At 60.7% G+C, this 21,896-nt stretch carries 23 protein-coding genes; 2 read left to right on the top strand and 21 right to left on the bottom strand.

The genetic code is table 11. From position 1 onward, the window contains the following. Positions 1–17 precede the first annotated feature (17 nt). Positions 18–479 (top strand): hypothetical protein, encoded by a 462-nt coding sequence (locus ACZ1HK_RS07840; protein WP_472628226.1) that lies wholly within the window; start codon positions 18–20, stop codon positions 477–479. Between the two features lie 162 nt (positions 480–641). After that, positions 642–2,444, top strand: coding sequence for a DEAD/DEAH box helicase (locus tag ACZ1HK_RS07845; RefSeq protein ID WP_472628227.1), 1,803 nt, complete (start codon positions 642–644; stop codon positions 2,442–2,444). A gap of 54 nt (positions 2,445–2,498) precedes the next feature. On the opposite strand, the gene ACZ1HK_RS07850 is transcribed toward ACZ1HK_RS07845, so the two are convergent. The 21 genes from ACZ1HK_RS07850 to ACZ1HK_RS07950 all read right to left on the bottom strand — a co-directional run bounded on the left by ACZ1HK_RS07850 (position 2,499) and on the right by ACZ1HK_RS07950 (position 21,890). After that, positions 2,499–4,175, bottom strand: coding sequence for a ribonuclease J (locus ACZ1HK_RS07850; RefSeq protein WP_472628228.1), 1,677 nt, complete (start codon positions 4,173–4,175; stop codon positions 2,499–2,501). Beyond that, positions 4,172–4,951 carry a type III pantothenate kinase gene (locus tag ACZ1HK_RS07855; RefSeq protein ID WP_472628229.1) on the bottom strand — a complete coding sequence of 260 codons (780 nt, stop codon included), beginning with the start codon at positions 4,949–4,951 and terminating at the stop codon, positions 4,172–4,174. The genes ACZ1HK_RS07850 and ACZ1HK_RS07855 overlap by 4 nt, the downstream gene beginning before the upstream one ends. An 11-nt stretch (positions 4,952–4,962) precedes the next feature. Then, positions 4,963–5,712 (bottom strand): biotin--[acetyl-CoA-carboxylase] ligase, encoded by a 750-nt coding sequence (locus ACZ1HK_RS07860; RefSeq protein WP_472628230.1) that lies wholly within the window; start codon positions 5,710–5,712, stop codon positions 4,963–4,965. A gap of 1 nt (position 5,713) precedes the next feature. Next, positions 5,714–7,159, bottom strand: coding sequence for an NADH-quinone oxidoreductase subunit NuoN (gene nuoN, locus ACZ1HK_RS07865; protein ID WP_472628231.1), 1,446 nt, complete (start codon positions 7,157–7,159; stop codon positions 5,714–5,716). 9 nt (positions 7,160–7,168) lie between these two features. Continuing rightward, complete coding sequence (locus ACZ1HK_RS07870; RefSeq protein WP_472628232.1) at positions 7,169–8,713, bottom strand: NADH-quinone oxidoreductase subunit M; 1,545 nt, start codon at positions 8,711–8,713, stop codon at positions 7,169–7,171. A gap of 6 nt (positions 8,714–8,719) precedes the next feature. Beyond that, a complete protein-coding gene (nuoL, locus tag ACZ1HK_RS07875) occupies positions 8,720–10,879 on the bottom strand; it encodes an NADH-quinone oxidoreductase subunit L (RefSeq protein WP_472628233.1) in 2,160 nt (719 codons plus the stop codon). A 6-nt stretch (positions 10,880–10,885) separates the two neighbouring features. Next, positions 10,886–11,194: an NADH-quinone oxidoreductase subunit NuoK gene (nuoK, locus tag ACZ1HK_RS07880; protein ID WP_472628234.1), complete on the bottom strand. Its 309-nt coding sequence runs from the start codon at positions 11,192–11,194 to the stop codon at positions 10,886–10,888. A 513-nt stretch (positions 11,195–11,707) separates the two neighbouring features. After that, the gene (locus ACZ1HK_RS07885; RefSeq protein WP_472628235.1) at positions 11,708–12,322 is read right to left on the bottom strand and encodes an NADH-quinone oxidoreductase subunit J; all 615 of its coding nucleotides are present in this window, start codon (positions 12,320–12,322) and stop codon (positions 11,708–11,710) included. Next, entirely contained in the window at positions 12,319–12,726 is a 408-nt protein-coding gene (locus ACZ1HK_RS07890; RefSeq protein WP_472628236.1) for a carboxymuconolactone decarboxylase family protein, read from the bottom strand. Before ACZ1HK_RS07890 ends, ACZ1HK_RS07885 begins: the two co-directional genes overlap by 4 nt. Next, complete coding sequence (gene nuoI / locus ACZ1HK_RS07895; RefSeq protein ID WP_368475961.1) at positions 12,723–13,217, bottom strand: NADH-quinone oxidoreductase subunit NuoI; 495 nt, start codon at positions 13,215–13,217, stop codon at positions 12,723–12,725. The genes ACZ1HK_RS07890 and nuoI overlap by 4 nt, the downstream gene beginning before the upstream one ends. 236 nt (positions 13,218–13,453) lie before the next feature. Further along, on the bottom strand, positions 13,454–14,479 hold the full coding sequence (nuoH, locus tag ACZ1HK_RS07900; RefSeq protein ID WP_472628237.1) for an NADH-quinone oxidoreductase subunit NuoH: 1,026 nt from the start codon (positions 14,477–14,479) through the stop codon (positions 13,454–13,456). Positions 14,480–14,520: 41 nt separating this feature from the next. Next, positions 14,521–14,931 carry a hypothetical protein gene (locus ACZ1HK_RS07905; RefSeq protein WP_472628238.1) on the bottom strand — a complete coding sequence of 137 codons (411 nt, stop codon included), beginning with the start codon at positions 14,929–14,931 and terminating at the stop codon, positions 14,521–14,523. A 5-nt stretch (positions 14,932–14,936) separates the two neighbouring features. After that, a complete protein-coding gene (nuoG, locus tag ACZ1HK_RS07910; RefSeq protein WP_472628239.1) occupies positions 14,937–16,955 on the bottom strand; it encodes an NADH-quinone oxidoreductase subunit NuoG in 2,019 nt (672 codons plus the stop codon). 63 nt (positions 16,956–17,018) lie between these two features. Further along, on the bottom strand, positions 17,019–17,444 hold the full coding sequence (locus ACZ1HK_RS07915) for a DUF5333 domain-containing protein (protein ID WP_472628240.1): 426 nt from the start codon (positions 17,442–17,444) through the stop codon (positions 17,019–17,021). 104 nt (positions 17,445–17,548) lie between these two features. Beyond that, positions 17,549–17,905 (bottom strand): hypothetical protein, encoded by a 357-nt coding sequence (locus ACZ1HK_RS07920; protein ID WP_472628241.1) that lies wholly within the window; start codon positions 17,903–17,905, stop codon positions 17,549–17,551. Beyond that, positions 17,902–18,159: a hypothetical protein gene (locus ACZ1HK_RS07925; protein ID WP_472628242.1), complete on the bottom strand. Its 258-nt coding sequence runs from the start codon at positions 18,157–18,159 to the stop codon at positions 17,902–17,904. Before ACZ1HK_RS07925 ends, ACZ1HK_RS07920 begins: the two co-directional genes overlap by 4 nt. A 195-nt stretch (positions 18,160–18,354) precedes the next feature. Beyond that, positions 18,355–19,107, bottom strand: a complete 753-nt coding sequence (locus tag ACZ1HK_RS07930; protein WP_472628243.1) for a class I SAM-dependent methyltransferase — start codon at positions 19,105–19,107, stop codon at positions 18,355–18,357. A gap of 147 nt (positions 19,108–19,254) precedes the next feature. Further along, entirely contained in the window at positions 19,255–19,617 is a 363-nt protein-coding gene (locus ACZ1HK_RS07935; RefSeq protein WP_472628244.1) for a hypothetical protein, read from the bottom strand. 264 nt (positions 19,618–19,881) lie between these two features. Further along, positions 19,882–20,259 (bottom strand): DUF5333 family protein, encoded by a 378-nt coding sequence (locus ACZ1HK_RS07940; protein WP_472628245.1) that lies wholly within the window; start codon positions 20,257–20,259, stop codon positions 19,882–19,884. Next, positions 20,256–21,551, bottom strand: a complete 1,296-nt coding sequence (gene nuoF, locus ACZ1HK_RS07945) for an NADH-quinone oxidoreductase subunit NuoF (RefSeq protein WP_472628246.1) — start codon at positions 21,549–21,551, stop codon at positions 20,256–20,258. Before nuoF ends, ACZ1HK_RS07940 begins: the two co-directional genes overlap by 4 nt. Before the next feature lie 42 nt (positions 21,552–21,593). Further along, the gene (locus ACZ1HK_RS07950; RefSeq protein ID WP_472628247.1) at positions 21,594–21,890 is read right to left on the bottom strand and encodes a DUF5337 domain-containing protein; all 297 of its coding nucleotides are present in this window, start codon (positions 21,888–21,890) and stop codon (positions 21,594–21,596) included. Between the last annotated feature and the right edge of the window lie 6 nt (positions 21,891–21,896).

Genomic DNA, 21,896 nt, shown 5'->3' on the forward strand with positions numbered 1-21,896 from the left:
CAGGGCACACTGGCCCCATGCGGTTTATGATCCTGATCTTGTTTCTCTTTTGCGCGGCCTGCACGCCCCAATCCGGCGCACTCACCGCCCCTGCCCTTGGCGCGCAGGGCAATTTTACCGAGCAAATCGTCATCTCCAACCATCCCCATCACGTCCTGATGGGCCATGTCGTGGATGTCACCCAAGCCAGAACACGGACCCGCGCCTTGGTGATCGGGCAACGCCGCGACGGCGTTCATCGGCTGCGCATGTCCGAGGCTTGGCAAAATGGCACCGCCTTGCCATTTTCACCCACCCACCGGCGGCTTGACGGCTGCACCCATGGCCATTGCCGCGACAATTCCGTCGGCTTCATCCTTCTGTCGGACATCCTGTTTCAATCCGCGCGGCAACACGGACTGACCGCTCGCCTGATCGGGACAAGCGATGCAATCAACATCGCGGTGCCGGCCTCACTTTTTCAGGCGTTGCCGGAATAGCGCGCCCCACATTAACGACGCCGCGCCTGTTTGACCTCAGCCCCCCAATGGCCTATGTGCCATTGTGCTTTGGCGGTCCGCGCCAGGCCATTCGCGGAGCGCGATCAGGTAACATGCGCTCCATCACCCTTCCGGCCCATCGGCCGGTCAGATTGGACGCATATGACGACCTTTTCAGAGCTTCAGCTCAATCCCAAAGTGCAGAAAGCCATCGCCGAGGCGGGCTACGAAAATCCCACGCCGATTCAGGAAGGGGCCATCCCGCCCGCCCTTGAAGGGCGCGACGTTCTGGGGATCGCCCAAACCGGCACCGGCAAGACCGCAAGCTTCACCCTGCCGATGATCACGATGCTGGCCCGCGGACGCGCCCGGGCGCGCATGCCCCGCAGCCTCGTGCTGTGCCCGACCCGCGAACTCGCCGCACAAGTCGCTGAAAACTTTGACGTTTACGCCAAACACGTGAAGCTGGCCAAAGCCCTGCTGATCGGTGGCGTGTCGTTCAAGGAACAAGAAGCCGCCATCGACAAAGGTGTGGACGTCCTGATTGCAACGCCCGGCCGTCTGCTTGACCATTTTGAACGCGGTAAGCTGATCCTGAATGACGTGAAGGTCATGGTCGTGGATGAAGCCGACCGCATGCTCGACATGGGCTTTATCCCTGATATTGAACGGATTTTTGGCCTTGTGCCGTTCACCCGGCAGACCCTGTTCTTCTCGGCCACCATGGCGCCTGAGATTGAGCGGATCACCAATACGTTCCTGTCAAATCCGGCCAAGATCGAAGTCGCGCGGCAATCAACGACCTCCGACACGATTGAGCAGCGCCTCATCGAATTCAAACCGACCCGCCGCGACATGGCCGCCAAGCAGAAGCGCGACATGCTGCGCGCCTGCATCACGGCTGAGGGTGAGGCGTTCAACAATGCGATCATCTTCTGCAACCGCAAAGTTGATGTCGATATTGTCGCCAAGTCGCTGAAAAAGCACGGGTTAAACGCTGAGCCGATCCATGGCGATCTGGACCAGTCACACCGGATGCGCACGCTGGATGGCTTCCGGGATGGCTCGATCACCCTGCTGGTTGCCTCGGATGTGGCGGCGCGCGGGCTCGACATTCCGAACGTGAGCCACGTGATCAACTATGATGTCCCGTCGCACGCCGAGGATTATGTGCACCGCATTGGCCGCACGGGCCGCGCCGGTAAGACCGGTGTCGCGATCACACTGAGCGTTCCGGCCGACGAAAAGTATCTCGGCGCGATCGAGAGCCTGATCGAACAGCCGATCCCGCGCGGCACCCCACCGATGGAGGTGCAAGACACGCGACGCAAGCGCGACGATGAGAAATCCGAAGAGAAGCCGCGCCGGAATCGTCGTGGTCGGGGCAAGGCTGAGGAAGAGCCGCAGGCGGTTGAGGCCCCGGTGCAGGTGGCTGAGGCACAGCCAGAGGCAAAGCCTGATGATCGTCCCCGCCGTGAACGCGGCGGCCGTGGACGCGCACGCGACCGGGATCGCGGGCCTAGAATTGTCGGCATGGGCGAACATACGCCGGATTTCATCTCGCTCAGCTTCGATGAACGCCGCGGTGGGCCAGCCCGTGATCTGACGGAGGACTCTGACGAAGAAGACGTCGCGGAGGCGGCAGCGCCCGAACCGGAGGCCGCGCCGGAAGAAAAGCCAAAGCGGCGCCGGTCGCGCAAGCCGAAGGCAGAAGAGCCCGCTGTAGAAGACGCGCCGGCAGAGGCCGAAGCACCGGAGGCGGAGGCCCCTGCCGAAGAGGAAAAGCCAAAGCGCCGCCGCCGGAAGAAGGTTGAGGAGCCCGCGTCTGAGGATGCGGCTGAGCCTGTGGCGGAGGAAGCCGAAAAGCCCAAACGGAAACGCGCGCCCCGCAAGAAGAAGGCGGAAGCTGACACGCCCGAGGCGGAGGCCCCCGCGGAAGATCCGGCACCAAGCCCTGAAGAATAAACAAAAAAGCGCCCCTGACTGTGGGGCGCTTTTTTCGTTAGGGGCGTTGGAGCCTTACTCAGCCATCAAGCGGCTGACCAAAAGCGCAAGCTCCGGCTTTTTGCCAAGCTCCTGATTGCAGGTTTGCCGCACGACCCGCTTGATCGACTCCTCAAGCTTGTCATCATCCTCAATCACTTTCGCATCAAGGCGCGGGAGCAGCTTGGCGATGTCATCCTCGATCAGCTCCTGCAAGGGCGCGCCGGAAGAACCAACCTCGGGCAGGCCCTTGAGCTGAACCCAAGCGTCTTCCAGCATTTCGTCGCCTTCATCGACGATCAGCGCCACAACGACCATGCCGTTCAGCGCCATCTTCATCCGCTCGCGGATCACACCGTCGAACTGCCCGACAAAGGCTTCGCCATCCAGATAGGTGCGCCCCGTCTCGATATATTCGACAACCCCCGGCGCGTTGCCCGACAGCTCCACGACCGAGCCGTTGGGGGCCACGATCCCGGCCATACCCTTCGACGCGGCCAGGCGCGCATGTTCGCGGATGTGACGGAATTCACCGTGGCAGGGGATCAGGATCTGAGGCTTGAGCACCTCGTGCATCACCTCAAGATCAGGCCGGTTCGCATGGCCCGAGACATGGTAGAAGCCGCTATTGTCATCGACAATCTCGACGCCAATCTCGGCCAGCGCGTTCTGGACATGCGCCACAGGCACTTCGTTGCCCGGGATCGTCTTGGACGAGAACAGGAACGTATCGCCGTCTTTCAACTCATGGCCCAGGAACTTGCCCCGGCTGAGATTGGCCGACGCCGCGCGGCGTTCGCCTTGTGACCCGGTGACAATCAACATCAGGTTCTCGCGCGGGACATCCAGCGCATCTTCGGGCGATACCGTCGACGGGAAGTCGGTCAAAACGCCCGATTCCACGCCCGCCTTCACCATACGCTGCATGGCGCGGCCCATCAGGCAGATGGAGCGGCCTGCGGCGACGCCCGCATCGGCCAAGGTCTTCACCCTTGCGATGTTGGACGCAAAGGTTGTGGCCACAACCATCCCGCTCGCCTGCGCCACAAGCGCGTTGATATGCTCAGGCAACTGGCTTTCCGAGCGGCCCGGATTGCGATTGAAGACATTTGTGGAGTCGCAGACATAGGCCAACACGCCTTGCGCGCCGATCTCGGCCCACATGTCTTCATCAAAGGGCTCGCCCACCAGCGGATCCCGGTCGATCTTGAAGTCGCCAGAATGCACGACCCGGCCCGCATCGGTGTCGATCACGAGGGCGGAGGCTTCGGGGATGGAGTGCGAGACGGGCGCGAAACTGACGCGGAAGGGGCCTGCTTCCACAACCTCCGGATAGGCACCAACAACCTTGACCATGGCACTGTCATGGCCCGCCTCCTCGATCTTGCGGGTGGCGTGGATCGCCGTGAACGTCCGGCAATAGACCGGCGCGCGCAGACGGTTCCACAGATGGCCCACTGCCCCCACGTGATCCTCGTGGGCATGGGTGATGAAGATGCCGTCGATACGGTCCTGACGCTCTTCCAGCCAGGCGACATCGGGCAGGATCAGGTCCACGCCCGGCTGCCCATCCATATCGGGGAAGGCCACACCCACATCGGCCACGATAAACCGCTCCGCCCCTTCCGGCCCATAGCCGTAGACATAGCAATTCATCCCAATCTCCCCCGCGCCACCGAGGGGGAGGTACATCAGCCGGTTCCGGTCTGTCATGAGGGGGTGTTTTCCTTGTTATACTTATGAATGACCGTCAGGCCGTACATCGTCAGATCGTCTTCGATGGTGTCAAATAGCAGTTCCCCTTGGGCGAACAAGGGGGCAAGGCCGCCCGTGCCGATGACTTTCATGGGGCGTCCGTATTCCGCTTTGATCCGTGCCGTGATGCCCTCGATCAGGCCGATATAGCCCCAGAACACCCCGGATTGAATGCAGCCCACCGTATTGGTGCCGATCACTTGATCAGGCTTGGTGATATCCACATGCGGCAGGGCTGCAGCGCCAAGCGCCAGCGCCTCAAGCGAGAGGTTTACACCCGGCGCGATCACCCCGCCGACATAGGCGCCATCCTCGGCCACAACGTCGAAATTGGTGGCGGTACCGAAATCAACCACCACGCAATCCCCGCCGTGGCGAGCAAAGGCCCCTGCGGCATTGGCGAGGCGGTCAGGGCCCACGCCTGTGCCGTAATCGACGCGCGGATCAATGGGCAGAGCACAGTCAGGCTTTCCAACGACCCAAGGGCGCAAGCCGAAGAACCGGTCGCAGAAGACACGCAAGTTGAAAACCACACGCGGCACGGTGGAGGAGATGATCACATCATCAATCTGTGGGTCGATGCCGTAATGGCCAAGCAGGGTCGAGAACCAGGTGAAATAGGCATCCGCCGTGCGGGAATGGTGGGTGGAGGTTCGCAGCGTGCACAGCCAGCTTTCCCCATCCCAGATCGAGAAGACCGTGTTCGTGTTGCCGCAATCAATGCAAAGGAGCATATTGGCCTCCCCTAGAAATAGATGTCCGCCGCCGCAATCCGGCGCGGGCCTTTGGGTGTTTCAAGCACAAGGTTGCCCGTCTCGTCCACGTCCGCGAAGGTTCCTTTGACCTCCTCACTCGGCAAGCGGGCGGTAATGACCTCTCCCCTGCGGGCTGCGTGGGACAGCCAGGCGATGCGAGTCGGGCCGAAGCCGTAAGTGGCAAGGCTCGCCTCATGGCGCGCGAATGCGGGGGCGAGCGCATCGAGCAAGGCCTCGGGTTGGGCCGTCACCCCGCTCTCGCGCAGCGAGACAGGGGCCACCGCCCGAGGCTCCAGTGCGGAGGCGTCTGGCACGGCGGCAAGGTTCACGCCGATGCCGATGATCAGATGGCTCACACCGCCTGCCCCGTCACCCACGCTCTCCAACAGGATACCGGCCAGTTTTCCGCCGTGCAGAAGCACGTCGTTGGGCCATTTCAGGGAAAGCGCAGCGTCCGGGCATCCCACCGCAATTAGGGCATCCCGCAACGCAAGCGACGCCGTGAAGGACCGCAGCGCGATCTGCTCGACTGGCCCACTGGGGCGCATCGTGAGGGACGCCGCAAAATTGCCAGCGGGCATCGACCAGCCCCGGCCCCGTCGGCCACGCGCAGCCGTTTGGTTCAAGGCCAGCACCCATTCCGGGGCCGCGAGCGTTGCGGCGGAGCGCGCTGCCTCAGCCATTGTGCTGTCGGTCTCAGCCAGGACGCGACGGCCCACGCCGGTGGGCCAATCGGTCATATCAGCGGGTCAACATCGCAGCCGCGAGTTCCGCCGGGCCTTCGATCCCGAACAGGTTGATCCCTGGCACCCAGCCCAAGCCAATGACCAAGGCCATCGCGATCAGGCCTGCATAGGTGGCAAGGCCCATCCGGCCATCGAGGCCCTCGCGCGCCTCGCCAAAATACATCAGGTAGACGATGCGGATATAGTAGAACGCGCCGATGACCGAGGCGATCACGCCTGCGATTGCGAGCCAGACCATTTCGGCCTCAACCGCCGCCGTCAGAACGGCATATTTGCCGAAGAAGCCCAGAAGTGGCGGGACGCCAGCAAGGCTGAACATCAGCACCAGCAAGGCCATGGCTTTGCCCGGCTCTTTCGATGCGAAGGCGCTGAGCGATGAGATGTCGGTCACATGCCGTCCGTCGCGTTCCATCGTCAGGATGAACGCGAAAGTGCCGATGTTCATGGCCACATAGATCGCCATGTAGATCAGCATGGCTTCGACGCCGACAGCCGTGCCAGCCGCCAACCCCATCAACGCAAAGCCCATGTGCGAGATAGAGGAATAGGCCATCAGGCGCTTGATATCCGTCTGCCCAATTGCGGCGATGGCGCCGAGGAACATCGACACGACGGCCAAGAACGCCACGACCTGCTGCCAATCGCCAACTACACCGCCAAACGCATCATGCACCACGCGGGCGAACAGCGCCATCGCGGCAACCTTGGGCGCGGTCGCGAAGAGCGCGGTCACTGGCGTCGGGGAGCCTTCGTAGACATCCGGCGTCCACATGTGGAACGGCGCGGCCGAGACCTTGAAGGCAAGACCCGCCAGGATGAAAACAAGTCCGAACAGCAGGCCAAGCGACAGCTCGCCATTCGCCGCGTCGATGATGCCCGCGAATTGGGTCGTCCCCGCAAAGCCGTAGGTCAGCGAGATGCCGTAAAGCAGCAGACCCGAGGACAGCGCGCCAAGGACGAAGTATTTCAAACCCGCCTCCGTCGACCGCACGCTATCGCGGCGCAGCGAGGCCACGACGTAGAGGGCCAGCGACTGAAGCTCCAACCCCATGTAAAGCGCCAGCATGTCACCGGCGGAAACCATCATCATCATGCCGACGACCGCCAACACGATCAGCATAGGGAATTCGAACCGGAGAAGGCCCGTCTTGCTCATATAATCCTGACTGATCGCCAGAATGCCCGCCGCCGCCAGAAGGATGGTGATCTTGGCAAAGCGGCTGAACGCGTCATCGACGAACATGCCATCAAAGGCTGTGCGCGCACCCGCGCCGGTCACGCCGATGTAGAACGCCATGATGACGAATAGCAGCGCGGTGCCCCAGGTCAGTGCGGCCGCAAGCCCGTCTTTCGAGGTATAGACCGCCGCCATGAGGCCGCCCATCGCGAACAGCGACAGGACGATTTCCGGCGTCAGGATGGCAAGATCAGCACTCAGCATCGGTCTACCTCAGTGGTTCGCGGCGACATGGGTGAGCGGCTCAAACGCCGCCACGGCCACATCATAGTTTTCAACAAGGGCACCAACCGAGGGGCCGATCACATCGGTCACAAGGCTCGGGTAGACGCCCAGAAGGATGGTCATCACGATCAGCGGCGCGAAGATCGCGCGCTCCCGTGGCGTGATGTCTTGGATGGTCTTGAGGCTTTCCTTGATCAGGTCGCCAAACACGACCCGGCGGTAAAGCCACAACGCGTAGCAAGCCGACAGGATCACACCGGTTGCGGCGAAGACGCCGACCCATGTGTTGACCTGGAAAACCCCGATCAGTGTCAGGAATTCGCCCACAAAGCCAGAGGTACCCGGCAGGCCCACATTGGCCATAGTAAAGAGCATGAAGATCAGCGCATAGGCCGGCATCCGCACCACCAGGCCGCCGTAAGCGTCGATGTCGCGCGTATGCATCCGGTCGTAGATCACGCCGACACACAGGAACAACGCGCCCGAGATGAAGCCGTGGCTGATCATCTGGAAAATTGCACCGTCCACGCCGTTCTGGTTCGCTGCAAAAATGCCCATCGTCACAAAGCCCATGTGGGCGACCGAGGAATAGGCGATCAGCTTCTTCATATCCTCCTGCACCATCGCGACAAGCGAGGTGTAGACGATTGCGATCACGCTCAGCCAAAGAACCAACGGCGCCAGAAGATCTGAGGCGACCGGGAACATCGGCAAGCTGAACCGAAGGAACCCGTAGCCCCCCATCTTCAGCAGAACCGCCGCCAGTATGACCGACCCCGCCGTGGGCGCCTGCACGTGCGCGTCTGGCAGCCAGGTGTGCACTGGCCACATCGGCATCTTCACGGCAAAGCTCGCGAAGAAGGCGAGGAACAACATTGTTTGCAACCCGCCGATCACCTGAATGCCCAACACGTTGAAGGTCTCGGTCGCGAAGTTATGGCTAAGCAGCTGCGTGATGTCCGTTGTGCCCGCATCGACAAACATCGCGATCATCGCGACCAGCATCAGGACGGAGCCAAGGAAGGTGTAGAGGAAAAACTTGAAGCTCGCGTAGATGCGGTTCTTGCCGCCCCAAATCCCGATGATCAGGAACATCGGGATCAGGCCCGCCTCAAAGAACAGATAGAACAGCACCAGATCCAGCGCCACAAAGACACCGATCATCAGCGTCTCAAGCACCAGCATCGCGATCATGTATTCCTTCACGCGATGCGTCACCCCCCAGCAGGACGCAATGGTGATGGGCATCAGGAAGGTCGTCAGCATCACGAACAGGATCGAGATGCCGTCAACACCCACGCGGTATTGCAGGCCGAAGAGCCATTCACTCTCCTCAACCATCTGGAAGCCAGTGTTCGACGCGTCGAACTGCACCAGCAGGAACAGCGACACAAGGAACGTGGCCGCCGTTGCCGCGAAGGCCAGCCGCTTGGCGTTGAGCTGCGCCGCCTCATCATCGCCGCGCAGGAAGACGGCCATGATGATAGCTGCGACCGCAGGCAGGAAGGTAACGATGGAGATCAGGTTATCCATGATGTCTTATCCTGCGCTCAGCGTCATCCAGGTGATGAGGATCACGATCCCGAGCACCATGGCGAAGGCGTAGTGGAAGATGTAGCCGGATTGCAGCCGGTTCAGCGTGCGCGTGAAGAACGGCACGATACCCATCGCAAGCCCGTTGATCCCGCCGTCGATGACGGCCCCATCGCCGCCTTTCCAGAGGAACCGGCCGAGCCATTTCGCGGGTCGCACGAGGAGGAAATCGTAAGCCTCGTCGAAGTACCACTTGTTCAGCAGGAAGTTGTAGATCGGCCGCTGCTGCGCCGCGAGGCGCCCCGGCAGAGACGGGTTCACGATGTAGAACAAATAGGCCGTCAGGAAGCCAAGGACCATCGACACGAACGGCGCGAGTTTGACCCAGACGGGCACCGAATGCGCATCGTTCAAGACGTGGTTGTCCGGCGCGTGGTGGATCGCACCCTCGCCCGGCGCGCCTGTGAAGACGTAATGCGTGTCATAGCTGGCATCGGCGTAATCCTCATCGCCATGGCCATCATCCGCGTGTTCTTCGTCTGCATGCTCCTCGTCACCATGGGCCGCATCTGCATGCTCTTCCCCATGATGTTCTTCGGCTGCGTAGGGCACACCAAAGAACTGGGCCACGTAGTTCGTCTTCCCGAAGAAGCTGCCATACCAAACCATGCCCGCGAACACCGCACCGACGGCCAGCGCGCCAAGCGGCACCAGCATCGTCATCGGGCTTTCATGGGCGTGGTCGTGGGTGTGCTTGTCGCCCCGCGGCTCGCCATAGAAGGTCAGGAACATCAGACGCCAGCTGTAGAAGCTGGTGAAGAGCGCGCCGATCACCAACGCCCAGAAAGCGAAGTTGCCGAGGTCCCCGCCAAAGGCATAGGCCGACTCAATGACGGCATCTTTGGAGACAAAGCCTGCAAAGCCGACCGGGAAGCCGAAGTAGAGCAACGGAATACCGACACCGGTGATCGCCAGCGTGCCGATCATCATCGCCCAGAACGTGTAAGGCAGTTTGTGCCGCAACCCGCCGTAATTCCGCATGTCCTGCTCGTGGTGCATGCCGTGGATCACGGAGCCCGCGCCAAGGAACAGCATCGCCTTGAAGAAGGCGTGGGTCAGCAGGTGGAACATCGCGACCGAGTAGACGCCCACACCTGCGGCCACGAACATATAGCCAAGCTGGGACATGGTCGAATAGGCGATCACGCGCTTGATGTCGTTCTGCACCAGGCCGATCGTGGCCGCGACAAAGGCAGACAGCGCGCCGACGATGATGATGAAATTGCCAGCCAGAGGCGCATATTCGATCAGCGGCGACATGCGGCAAACCAGGAACACACCCGCAGTCACCATGGTCGCGGCGTGGATCAGGGCCGAAACAGGAGTCGGGCCTTCCATGGCGTCGGGCAGCCAGACATGCAGCAACAACTGCGCCGATTTACCCATCGCCCCGATGAAGAGGAAGAAGGCGATCATCTCAACCGCGTTCAACTCCATACCGAGGAAGGTGATCGACATGCCTGCGATCTCTTCGCCCATCGGCAGGATCACGTCGAACTGGATCGAGTCCGTCATCCAGAAGATCGCGAAGATCCCGATCAGGAAGCCGAAATCGCCCACACGGTTGGCAATGAAGGCTTTCATCGCCGCCGCACCGGCGGAAGGTTTGCGGTAGTAGAACCCGATCAAAAGATAAGACGCGACGCCCACGCCTTCCCAACCGAAGAACAGCTGCAACAGGTTGTCCGCCGTCACCAGCATCAGCATCGCGAAGGTGAAGAACGACAGGTAGGCGAAGAACCGGGGGCGGTAGCTTTCGCCCTCTTTGAAGTTCTCGTCATGGGCCATGTAGCCAAAGCTGTAGAGGTGGACCAAAGCCGAAACGGAGGTGATCACAATCAGCATGATCGCCGTGAGACGGTCGATCCGGATCGCCCAATCGGTGAAGAGCGTGCCGCTCTCGATCCAGGTCAGGATGCTCTCGGTGTAGTAACCGTTGTCATGGGCGCTCGGGTCGAAGGTCAGGAAGATGACCCACGACAAAAGGCAGGAAATCCCCAGGCCGATTGTTGCAACGACACATGCACCTTGTTCGCCGATCAACCTCCAGGAGAACCCGCAAATGAGCGCGCCGATGAGAGGGGCAAAGAGGATGATTTGTTCCATGCCGGCTTACCCCTTCAGATTGTCGAACGCTTCCACGTCGACCGTGCCGCGGTTGCGGAAGAAACAGACAAGGATGGCAAGGCCAATCGCGGCCTCAGCCGCCGCAACCGTCAGGATGAACAGGGTGAAGACCTGGCCCGTCAGATCGCCCAGGAACGAGGAGAACGCGACCATGTTGATGTTCACGCTGAGCAGCATCAGTTCCAGCGACATAAGGATGATGATGACATTCTTCCGGTTTAAGAAGATGCCGAAAATCCCAATGACAAACAGCGCCGCCGCCACCGTCAGGTAATGCTCGAGACCTATGGTCATGTCGTCGTTCCTCCAGGCCCAGACGCTTGCCGGCTAACCCCAATATTCATCGGCCAAACATTCTCTCGTATCCGCGCGCGAACGGATACGCTACGGCGCAACCGCAACCCTGATGTTGCTCTCTGTCGTCAAATTCCACTCTGGGACTGACTTGCTCCATCTCGCGTCCGACCTCTTCAAGTGCAAAAGCCTCCGGGCTTCCAAGAATTTCTTCGAACCTAGAAAGCACCTCTGTTTCAACGTCGAACTGCCTCTCTCCACCAGATGCAAAGAAAAGCTGCACTCTCAAAGACTGTCGTGCTCTGCACGCTTGCACAACCAGTGTCCGAGCGCTGACATGGGTGTTGGAGGCGATCGAAATTTCCGAAATGCTGTCTATGTTCGAAACCACACCGCGACCGTGATCTCGCCAGTGCAAGGACGGCCGATGAATGTCCTCATAATTGCATTGCGATATCGTTGCGACAGCTGGGTTCGCTACGAAGACAGCCAAAGCTAGGTAAATGACTGTTCTCACAACCCCTGCCCCGGCTTCACATCCTTCAGCTCCATCGCAGTCGCCGGGTCGCGCATCATCTGGGCGACGGGGCTCTGGCGCTTGACGTCCACGCGGTGGCGTAGGGTCAGGACGATCGCCCCAACCATCGCGACCAGCAGGATCAAGCCCGAGATCTGGAATAGCAGGAAGTAGTCGTCGTAAAGGATCAGGCCGAGGGCCTGCGTGTTATGCGCCACATCCAGCGGTGGCGCAGGGTTGCCCAATCGCTGGTCGATCCCTTCCGAGAACTCCCACGAGCCATAGGCCAGCGTGAGTTGCATCAACAAAACAACGCCGATCAGTCCCGCGACCGGCACATATTTCGCCATCTCGGCCTTCAGCTCGGCGAAATCGACGTCGAGCATCATGACCACGAACAGGAACAGCACCGCGACGGCGCCCACGTAGACGATGATCAGCAGCATCGCGACGAATTCCGCGCCAAGCAGCACGAACAGACCCGCCGCACTCAAGAACGCGAGGATCAGCCACAAAACCGAATGCACTGGGTTCTTTGATGCGACCGTGAACAGCCCGCCGGTGATGACCGACAGCGCAAACAGGTAGAAGGTGAAATCAGCTACAGTCATGCCTCGTCCCCTTGGATCGCCTCTTGCGCCAGTTCCATGGCTTTCGTCATCGCGGGAACGCCGCCGAACATCGCAGCCACGCCAATGGTTTCCGCGATTTCCTGCTGCGTGGCGCCCGCCTCAATCGCGTGGCGCACGGTCAGCCGGATCTGCGCCTCGGCCACAGCACCCTGCACCGTCAGCCCCAGAAGGGTCAGCAAAAGTCGTGTCTTCGCGTCCAACCCGCCCGGGTTGAACTGCTTGCCCATGAACGCTTCCAGCATTTCAGCCGGAACCGTGGGCCACATCTTGTCCATGGACGATGGCGCAAAAGAGGTCATCGCCGGATTGACCGCCTTCAACCATTCCTGCGTCATGTCCTGCGTCTGCTTGAACAGCGCCTCAAAAGGGTTCGCGTCACTCATCGGTAGGGCGCGTCCAGCTCTAGGTTCTTGGCGATCGCCGCTTCCCAGCGTTCGCCGTTATCGAGAAGCTTTTCCTTGTCGTAGAACAGCTCTTCGCGGGTCTCAGTGGCGAATTCGAAATTCGGCCCCTCGACGATGGCATCGACCGGGCAGGCCTCCTGACAGAAGCCGCAATAGATGCACTTGGTCATGTCGATGTCGTAACGTGTCGTCCGGCGAGAGCCATCTTCGCGCGGCTCGGCATCGATGGTGATGGCCTGTGCCGGGCACACAGCCTCACACAGCTTGCAGGCGATGCAGCGCTCTTCCCCATTCGGATAGCGGCGCAGGGCGTGTTCGCCACGGAAGCGCGGCGAAAGCGGCCCCTTCTCGTGCGGATAGTTCACCGTGACCTTGGGCGAGAAGAAATATTTCATGCCAAGCCCGAAGGCTTTGAAGAAATCGGTGAACAGGAAGTATTTCGCAGCGCGGGTGTAATCGATCTGGGTCATTGACGAGCCTCCAAAGCTTCCGAGACGCACCCACGAGTGTCGAGCGCACCTGCGGCCATACAGCCGTCGAATACCTCAGTGAACCTCTCGCACTCCTCGGCGGAGCGAGCAGGAAAAGGTCCTTGCCCATAAGTTTCGAAGTCACCGAGAACGAAAATCATAATGCCGTTCCAGCACGATCCGAACGAAGAAACTAAATCGGGATGCTCAAGGGTAGAGTTCACAGCTTCCATGCGTTAGCCCCCCACCGCAAAGCGAGCATAGAACCCGCCGAACACTTCAAATTTCGCCATGAACGCCACGAACACCACCCAGAAGAGCGAGAACGGCAGGAACACTTTCCAACCCAGACGCATCAGCTGATCGTAGCGGTAGCGCGGCACAATCGCCTTCACCATCGAGATGGCGAAGAACACCAACAGCATCTTGCCCACCATCCAAAGCGCGCCGTCAGGCAGACCTGGGATAGGCGACAGCCAGCCGCCGAAGAACAGCAGCGTCATCAACGCGCACATCAGGAAGATGGCGATATATTCGCCCGCCATGAACAACAGGAACGGCGTGGCGGAGTATTCGACCTGATAACCCGCGACCAGTTCCGACTCAGCTTCCGGTAGATCGAAGGGCGGGCGGTTGGTTTCGGCCAGGGCGCTCACGAAAAACAGCATCACCATCGGCAGGTGTGGCAGCCAGTACCAGCCAAGCAGGCCGTATCCGGTGTCTTGCGCTGCGACAATGTTGCCGAAGTTCATGGACCCGGTGGAGATGATCACACCGATGATGATGAGGCCAATGGAGACCTCGTAGGAGATCATCTGCGCGGCAGAGCGCAACGATCCGAGGAATGGGTATTTCGAGTTGCTCGCCCACCCGCCCATGATCACGCCGTACACCTCTAGCGAGGACATTGCGAACACATAGAGAATGGCAACGTTCAGATCGGCCAAAACCCATGTATCGTTGAACGGAATCACCGCCCAGGCGATGATCGCCAACACGAAAGAGGTCAGCGGCGCGATGAAGAAAACCGGCCTGTCGGCGCCCGCAGGCACCACCACTTCTTTGATGATATATTTGAACGCGTCGGCAACGGCTTGCAGCAGGCCGAATGCGCCCACCACGTTTGGGCCTCGGCGCATCATCACGGCAGCCCAGATCTTGCGGTCGCCATAAACCAGCATCAACAGCGAGATCATCACGAAAGCGATCACCAGCAGGCATTGCCCCGCTATGATGAGGATGCTGAACAGAAGCTCGTTCATCGGTCGTTTGTCCCTTGGCTCGGGGCCTTTCGGTCACCTTATCAGACCGAAGGTATCCCTTGCTCCGCGCAATCTGCCGCAACCACCTGAGCTTCGAGCGTCTGCAACCCGCGCGGGAGTTCCGGCGAGATGGTGTAAACCGCATCTGCGACCCAAACGCCACCCTCTTCCGTAATACTTGTGCGCACATGTCGCGCAAAAGTATAGCCACGGATCAGGGTATATTGCGCGGCCGCGCAGCGGGTATAGGCATCAAGGTCCGCCCGGGTGGCCACACCGGTCATCTGAGCGCGGAAATTTACCAGATCATCGTCCAGCAAACGCGTTTCGATTCCGTCGTACGTTGCTGGTGGAGCCTGTTCGAGGGTCGGCCCCTCTGTCTCAGGCACACACCCGGCAATCGAGGCAGCTGCGCAGACACCCGCCAGGGTGGATAAGGGGCTGCGCAGCATGGACCTTATTCCGCCGCCATCGGCGCGTCTCGGCGCGCTTTCGCATTTGCACTCAATTCTGCCATAAGGCTGGAGGCCCGCGTGATGGGGTTGGTCAGATAGTGATCCGCAATGGGTGACGCAAAATCGCCGGAGCCAAGGGTGCCAAGCGGCAGTGCCTCACCCTCATTCTCGGCCACATCGTCAATCATCGCCAGATGTGGCGCGGCTTTCACCATCTCGGCCCGCACGGCGCCGATTGTGTCAAATGGGAGCGTCGCCCCGACTTCTGCCGACAAGGCCCGCAGGATCGCCCAGTTTTCCCGCGCATCGCCGGGCGGGAAGCCCGCGCGCATGGCGAGTTGCGGGCGGCCTTCGGTGTTCACGAACAGGCCCTGCTCTTCCGTATACGCCGCACCCGGCAGGATCACATCGGCGCAGTGCGCGCCCCGGTCCCCGTGGGAGCCTTGGTAGATGACGAACGGGCCGGTTGCGATCTCAACTTCATCGGCACCCATGTTATAGACAACGTCTGCATCCTGAATCGCGGCCATAGCGTCAGGGTTGGTGGCACCGATGTCCATCGCGCCCACACGGCCCGCAGCGGTGTGCAACACGAGAAGGCCGGAACCGGTTGCGTCCGCCACTTTCTGAGCGTGCGCCAGAACCGCCTCGCCATCTTCACCCGTCAGGGCGCCCTGCCCCACGATCACGACGGACGGGACGTCTTTCACAGCACCGAATTCCCGATCAGCCAGCGCCTTCAACGCCGCACGATCCGTGCCCATGTGGACATATTCATACGTCAGATCAACGGCTTCACCGATCAGCGCCACATTTGCGCCCTTGCTCCACGCTTTGCGGATACGGGCGTTCAGAACCGGCGCTTCCGCGCGTGGGTTGGTTCCGATCAACATGATGTATTGCGCATCATCCAGGTCTTCGACCGCCGCCGTGCCAACATAGGCCGCGCGGTTGCCCGAGGGCAGCTTCGCGCCATCGGTGCGGCATTCGACAACGCCGCCCTGCCCCTCAACCAGTGTTTTCAGCGCGTAGGCTGCCTCGGTCGAGGCCAGATCACCGACCAAACCGGCCAGCTTTGTGGCACCTTTGATCTTTTCTGCAGCAAGACCCATCGCCTCGCCCCACGAGGCCGCGCGCAGTTTGCCGTTTTCGCGGATGTATGGCTTGTCGAGCCGCTGGCGACGCAACCCGTCCCAAACGTATCGGGACTTGTCGGAAAGCCATTCCTCGTTCACGCCATCATGGTTGCGCGGCAGGATACGCATCACTTCGCGCCCCTTGGTGTCCACGCGAATGTTCGACCCCAACGCGTCCATCACGTCGATACTCTCGGTCTTGGTCAGTTCCCAAGGACGCGCGGTGAAGCTGTAGGGTTTGGAGGTCAGCGCACCGACCGGGCAGAGATCGACGATATTGCCCTGCATTTCCGACTCGAGCGTCTGGCCCAGATACGAGGTGATCTCCGAATCCTCGCCACGTCCCGTCTGCCCCATCTCGGGCATGCCCGCGACTTCGGTGATGAAACGGACACAGCGCGTGCAGGAAATGCAGCGCGTCATGGCAGTGCCCACCAGCGGCCCCAGCTCCAACTCCGTCGCGGCGCGCTTGGGCTCGCGGTAACGCGAGAAATCGACGCCGTAAGCCATCGCCTGGTCCTGAAGGTCGCATTCGCCACCTTGATCGCAGATCGGGCAATCGAGCGGATGGTTGATCAGGAGGAACTCCATCACCCCTTCACGCGCCTTCTTCACCATGGGCGAGTTTGTTTTGACGACCGGTGGCTGGCCCTCCGGACCGGGCCGCAAATCCTTGACCTGCATCGCGCAAGAGGCGGCGGGTTTCGGCGGTCCGCCCACAACTTCCACAAGGCACATCCGGCAATTGCCCGCGATGGTCAGCCGTTCGTGGTAGCAAAAACGCGGAATTTCGATCCCGGCCTGTTCGCAGGCCTGGATCAGGGTCATGGCTGGATCAACCTCGATCTCGTTGTCGTCGATGATGATCTTGCGCAAATCGCTCATGGGGACCGGTCCTTTCCCTCAAGCACATGATATGTGCCTGCTTGTCTGGACCGTCTTCTAACCCTAGCGGAGCAATCTGCCAATCGGCGAACCGGCGGTAATTTCGTCGCGCCCCACGCGACACACGGCATCGCGGTCGCCGGCATCTACGCCGCGGGCGGCAAACCAGTCTCGCATGATGGCGCGATAGCGCTCCTGCTCGGTCCGGTCGTCGATAAAGGCATCCACGTCGCGCCGTTCCACGCCAAGGTCCTGCGCCCGGTCCACCAGCCCTTCGGCAAAGGCCCAGGCCCGGACCATGCGCGGGCGAATATCGTCGCATATGTTCTGGATGTGGCGCCCGACGGAGATCACGGTAAGGCCCGAATGAATTTCAGGATCATCCCGCAAGACCTGCCAGCTTGCGTTCTGTGCGTGGCCGATCGTTGTGAACAGCCCGGTGACCAACAGCACACCAGCGGCGGCCGCGATACGGAAGGGGGTAAGCATTTTTATTGTCCCTTTTAATAGGTTGGCCCGTTTCCAGAGACGGACATGGGGACAAGGACCCATGTTATTCAATGTCACGAATGGGTCATCGCGCCTTTCGGCATCTATTCGCCAACAGGCACATCACAGCCCGCCGCGGACCAAAGGCTTTCATCGCCCACCGCGCGCCAACCAAAGAACAGCGGCACGGTATCAAGGTCGAAGTCGAGGCAATGGGCCTGCATGGCCTCAAGCGCGGCAGCGCGCGCTTCGAACGGAACCGCACGGCCATTGAGCGTTCGCACGACGAGGCCACCCTGAATTGGAACAGGCTCAATCTCCGTCCCGTCGGGTAATGCGACCGGATTGAAAATCGTCACATCGGGGTCTGCCTGAACCTGTAGCGGCCCAATCGACGTCACATAGACCTGCGGCGTGACACAGGCCGCAAGGGCCAGCGACAGCGCAGGCCAGGCCCTCATAACCGCACGCCCCAAAAGGTGATGATAAGCCAGACCAGCAGGGTCAGGAACAGGATAGCCAGGATGATGTAGATCGCGGCTTCCATCCGTTCAGGCGTGTTCAGCACGATCGCAATGCCCGAGGCAACCATACCGCCCATCACCGCGCCCAGAATGCCGCCGCCCAAGCCCCATAGCTGATAGCACAGGCCCGCGCCCACAACGGCGCAAGCGAGGTAAATGATCGCCAGAGAATACCAGTATACGCGAACCATGCCGCCGCCCCTTTGCCCTCATAACGCCAATGCGGTGCGTATCACGCCCACTTGGTCATTTTGCGCAAAGGATAGGAAAGTTGCGGGACTCCAGCAAGATGGACGGCGCAACCACAGCCTTCAGTGAGTCCTCATGGTCACAGGCGAAAGGTGGTGCGCCGCATCGCCCGGAACAGCACACACAGCCCAAATGGTTTAATTGCGCCCTTCGCCGCGTTGAATATTCGCAGGCCGCTTTTGCATTCGCTTTTCCAACACCGTAATCGAGTCGTGCACATGGATACTGTCCAATGCATCGGCCGTCGCGTCGATCCTTTGCCCCTTTGGGTGATACCAGTGGTGGATGTCATCAATGAGCGTTTTAATCACACTCATGAAGCTGGCCCGGCGACGGTATCCCCCTGTGAAACCGGGCCAATAGGCGGCCTGCAGATCCTCAACCATGTAGACGCCCCCATCGCTCAGCCTTGGGAACAAGACATCGAGGGAAGCGCGGATATGCAGGGAATCGTGGCTGCCATCATCCAGTACGACGTCCACGCCGCCCATTTCGTCCACCACTTTCGCCAAGAACGCCCCATCTGCCTGAGAACCGATGCGGACGGCCCCGCTTTGGCCATCAAAGGCCGCGCATGCAGGGTCAATATCAATGCCAAAGATCACCGCATCTTCGCCAAAATATGACCGCCACATCTCAAGCGAGCCGCCCTTCGCGACGCCGATTTCAAGGAACCGCACCGGCGTGTTCCGAAACCGTGCGAAATACCGATCATAGATCTCGAAATAGTGCAGCCATTTGTGCACGACGGGCCCGTTATGGGCCCAGAAGAAGCGCTCAAGATCGTTCTGCTGTTCTTCAAGAGCCGGCGGCTCGCCCTGAAAGCGATACTGTCCGCTGCCACCCGTGCGCCCCCATATCAGCCGCGCCAGAGAATTGGGCAATGCCATGTTCGATTGTCCCGTATTTTCGCGTGCTGCGGACGTTTTTGCATGATGCACAGCGCGCCGCATGTCCAGTGGCGGCGACCCTCGCCCAATCCGCACACGTCCCGCAAGATCATGGCAACAGGCCACGGCTTGAGTGGGTCTCCACGGTCACAGACCTTCTGGCGCATCGCCGGGGCAGAGCCCGAAGAAATGCCACGCGCCAAAGCTGTCGGTCCCGATGCCCACAAAATTGGCGCGCACGCCGTCACTGCTGTGATCCGGGCACCGGACAGAGCGCGCCAGCGTCGCGACTTGGCCGCGCCCGTCATCGCCAAACTGGAATGCAGCAGCGCCTTGCAGGACATAGACCTCGGTAAGGACTTCGCGCGCCTCCTGCGGCGCACAGGGGGTCGACGGGTGACATGACCCGAGCCCCTGGTCGGTGTCCGTGAAGGTTTGGATCACATAGCGCACGCCATCCGCGTCTACGATCTGGCGTGTGTCGGGCTGCTGAATCGCCGCATAAGACAAGGGGGGCGGCACCGGCGCTGTACAGGCTACGATGCCAGCAGCCGAAAGGAAAAGACAGGTTCGCCTAACCAGCAAATCGGCCGCCGGGACGCGCCCATACCGCCATCCGCAAACGTGCCCACACGCCACGAAGGCCGCCGATCAATTCCGGTGGGAGCCCTTCAGAAACTTCAGTCGGCGCGCGTTCAACACCGCGCAATCGATCTTGAACCTCGCGCTCCAGCACCTTTGTATCGACATGTCCGTAGCACATAGGCCGCCCTCCTATCGCAGAAAACGCCCAATCTGGCTTCCTGCCGCAACTTCGCGATCAGCATAGGCACAAAGTGCGGCCGTGTCGCCCGGTGTGACACCCTGACGACCCATTTCCGAGATCACGCCGTCAATCACCTGTTCCTCGGACGTGTTTTGGACGGCTTGCAACACGTCCAACTCCGAATATCCCGACGCCAGCATCTGATCCACAAACGCTTCAGTCAGCTGCTCAATCGAGCTTCGCATTTGGTATTGCGGACAAAGGCCCGCCATGATGTCAGCTGTTGCAGCGTTCCCGGCGAATGCCGCGAATTGCGCCTGTACGCCCGTGGGCTGCGCGACACAGCCTGCCAGCGCGATCAGGCCGACGGCCGCAAGCGACCTCATTCCGCGGCGACCTGAACTGTTCCGTCGCGTCGCACCTTGATGCGATCTTCAATCTCATCGCGGAAGTTACGGATCAGACCCTGGATTGGCCAAGCCGCCGCATCACCAAGCGCGCAGATCGTGTGGCCCTCGACCTGCTTGGTCACGTCCCACAGCATCTCGATCTCTTCGACCTGCGCCTCGCCTTTCACAAGCCGTTCCATCACCCGCATCATCCAGCCGGTGCCTTCGCGGCACGGCGTACACTGGCCGCACGACTCGTGCTTGTAGAAGCAAGCCAGCCGCCAGATCGCCTTGATGATGTCGGTCTGCTTGTCCATCACGATGACCGCCGCCGTCCCAAGTCCCGAGCCAAGCTCGTTCCGGAGATAGTCGAAGTCCATGATGGCGTCTTTCATGTTCTCGCCCCGCACGCACGGCACCGACGAGCCGCCGGGGATCACCGCCTTGAGGTTGTCCCACCCGCCGCGAATCCCGCCGCAATGGGTCTCGATCAGCTCCTCAAAGGTGATCGACATCGCCTCTTCGACGACGCAGGGCTGGTTCACATGGCCAGAAATCGCGAACAGCTTCGTGCCCGCATTGTTCGGGCGGCCAAAGCCCGCGAACCACTCCGCGCCTCGGCGCAGGATCGTCGGCACAACGGCGATGGATTCGACGTTGTTCACAGTCGTCGGGCAACCGTAGAGACCCGCACCCGCCGGGAAGGGCGGTTTCATGCGGGGCATACCCTTGCGACCTTCGAGCGATTCCAGAAGCGCAGTTTCTTCGCCGCAAATATACGCCCCTGCGCCGTGGTGCAGGTACAGGTCGAAATCCCAGCCGGACTTGGCGGCGTTCTTGCCAAGAAGGCCCGCGTCGTAGGCCTCATCAATCGCGGCCTGCAGCGCCTCACGCTCGCGGATATATTCGCCGCGGATGTAGATGTAGCAGGCATTGGCATTCATCGCGAAAGACGCGATCAGGCAGCCTTCGATCAGGGTATGGGGATCATTGCGCATGATCTCCCGGTCCTTGCAGGTGCCGGGCTCGGATTCGTCCGCGTTAACCACCAGATAGGCCGGGCGTCCGTCGCTTTCCTTGGGCATGAACGACCATTTCAGACCAGTCGGGAAACCCGCCCCGCCGCGACCGCGCAGGCCAGAGGCCTTCATGATCTCAACGATCTTGTCGCGACCCAGACCGATCAGATCCTTTGTGCCGTCCCAATGGCCGCGCGCTTTCGCACCGGCAAGGGTACGATCGTGCATCCCGTAGATGTTGGTGAAGATCCGGTCTTTGTCCTGCAACATTGGCTAAATCCTTGATCGCTCGCGCGGGGTCTGGTCGCGCGTCTAGCTTTGTCTGCGCTCTTTCCACACCCAATACGTCACCACAAGCGCCCAGACCAGTGCCCCAATCGCCGCAAGGTCGAAGAGGAATACAAACCGCGGCGGCCAGCCCATCTGTCCGCCGATGAATTGCACGCCCATCCAAAGCACCATGGTCAACGCCATGACAATCGCGGCCCGCCGGATCTGGCGCACGCGGCGTTGTTCTTCGGCGGAGACTGGCTTTTTCTCAGGCATCACCGGCCCCAAAGAAAGCTGCGCGACAGGGCCGCGCAGCATCATGTCTGTCAGGTTAAGCATATCTCA

Source organism: Gymnodinialimonas sp. JB5-7 (genome assembly GCF_055693405.1).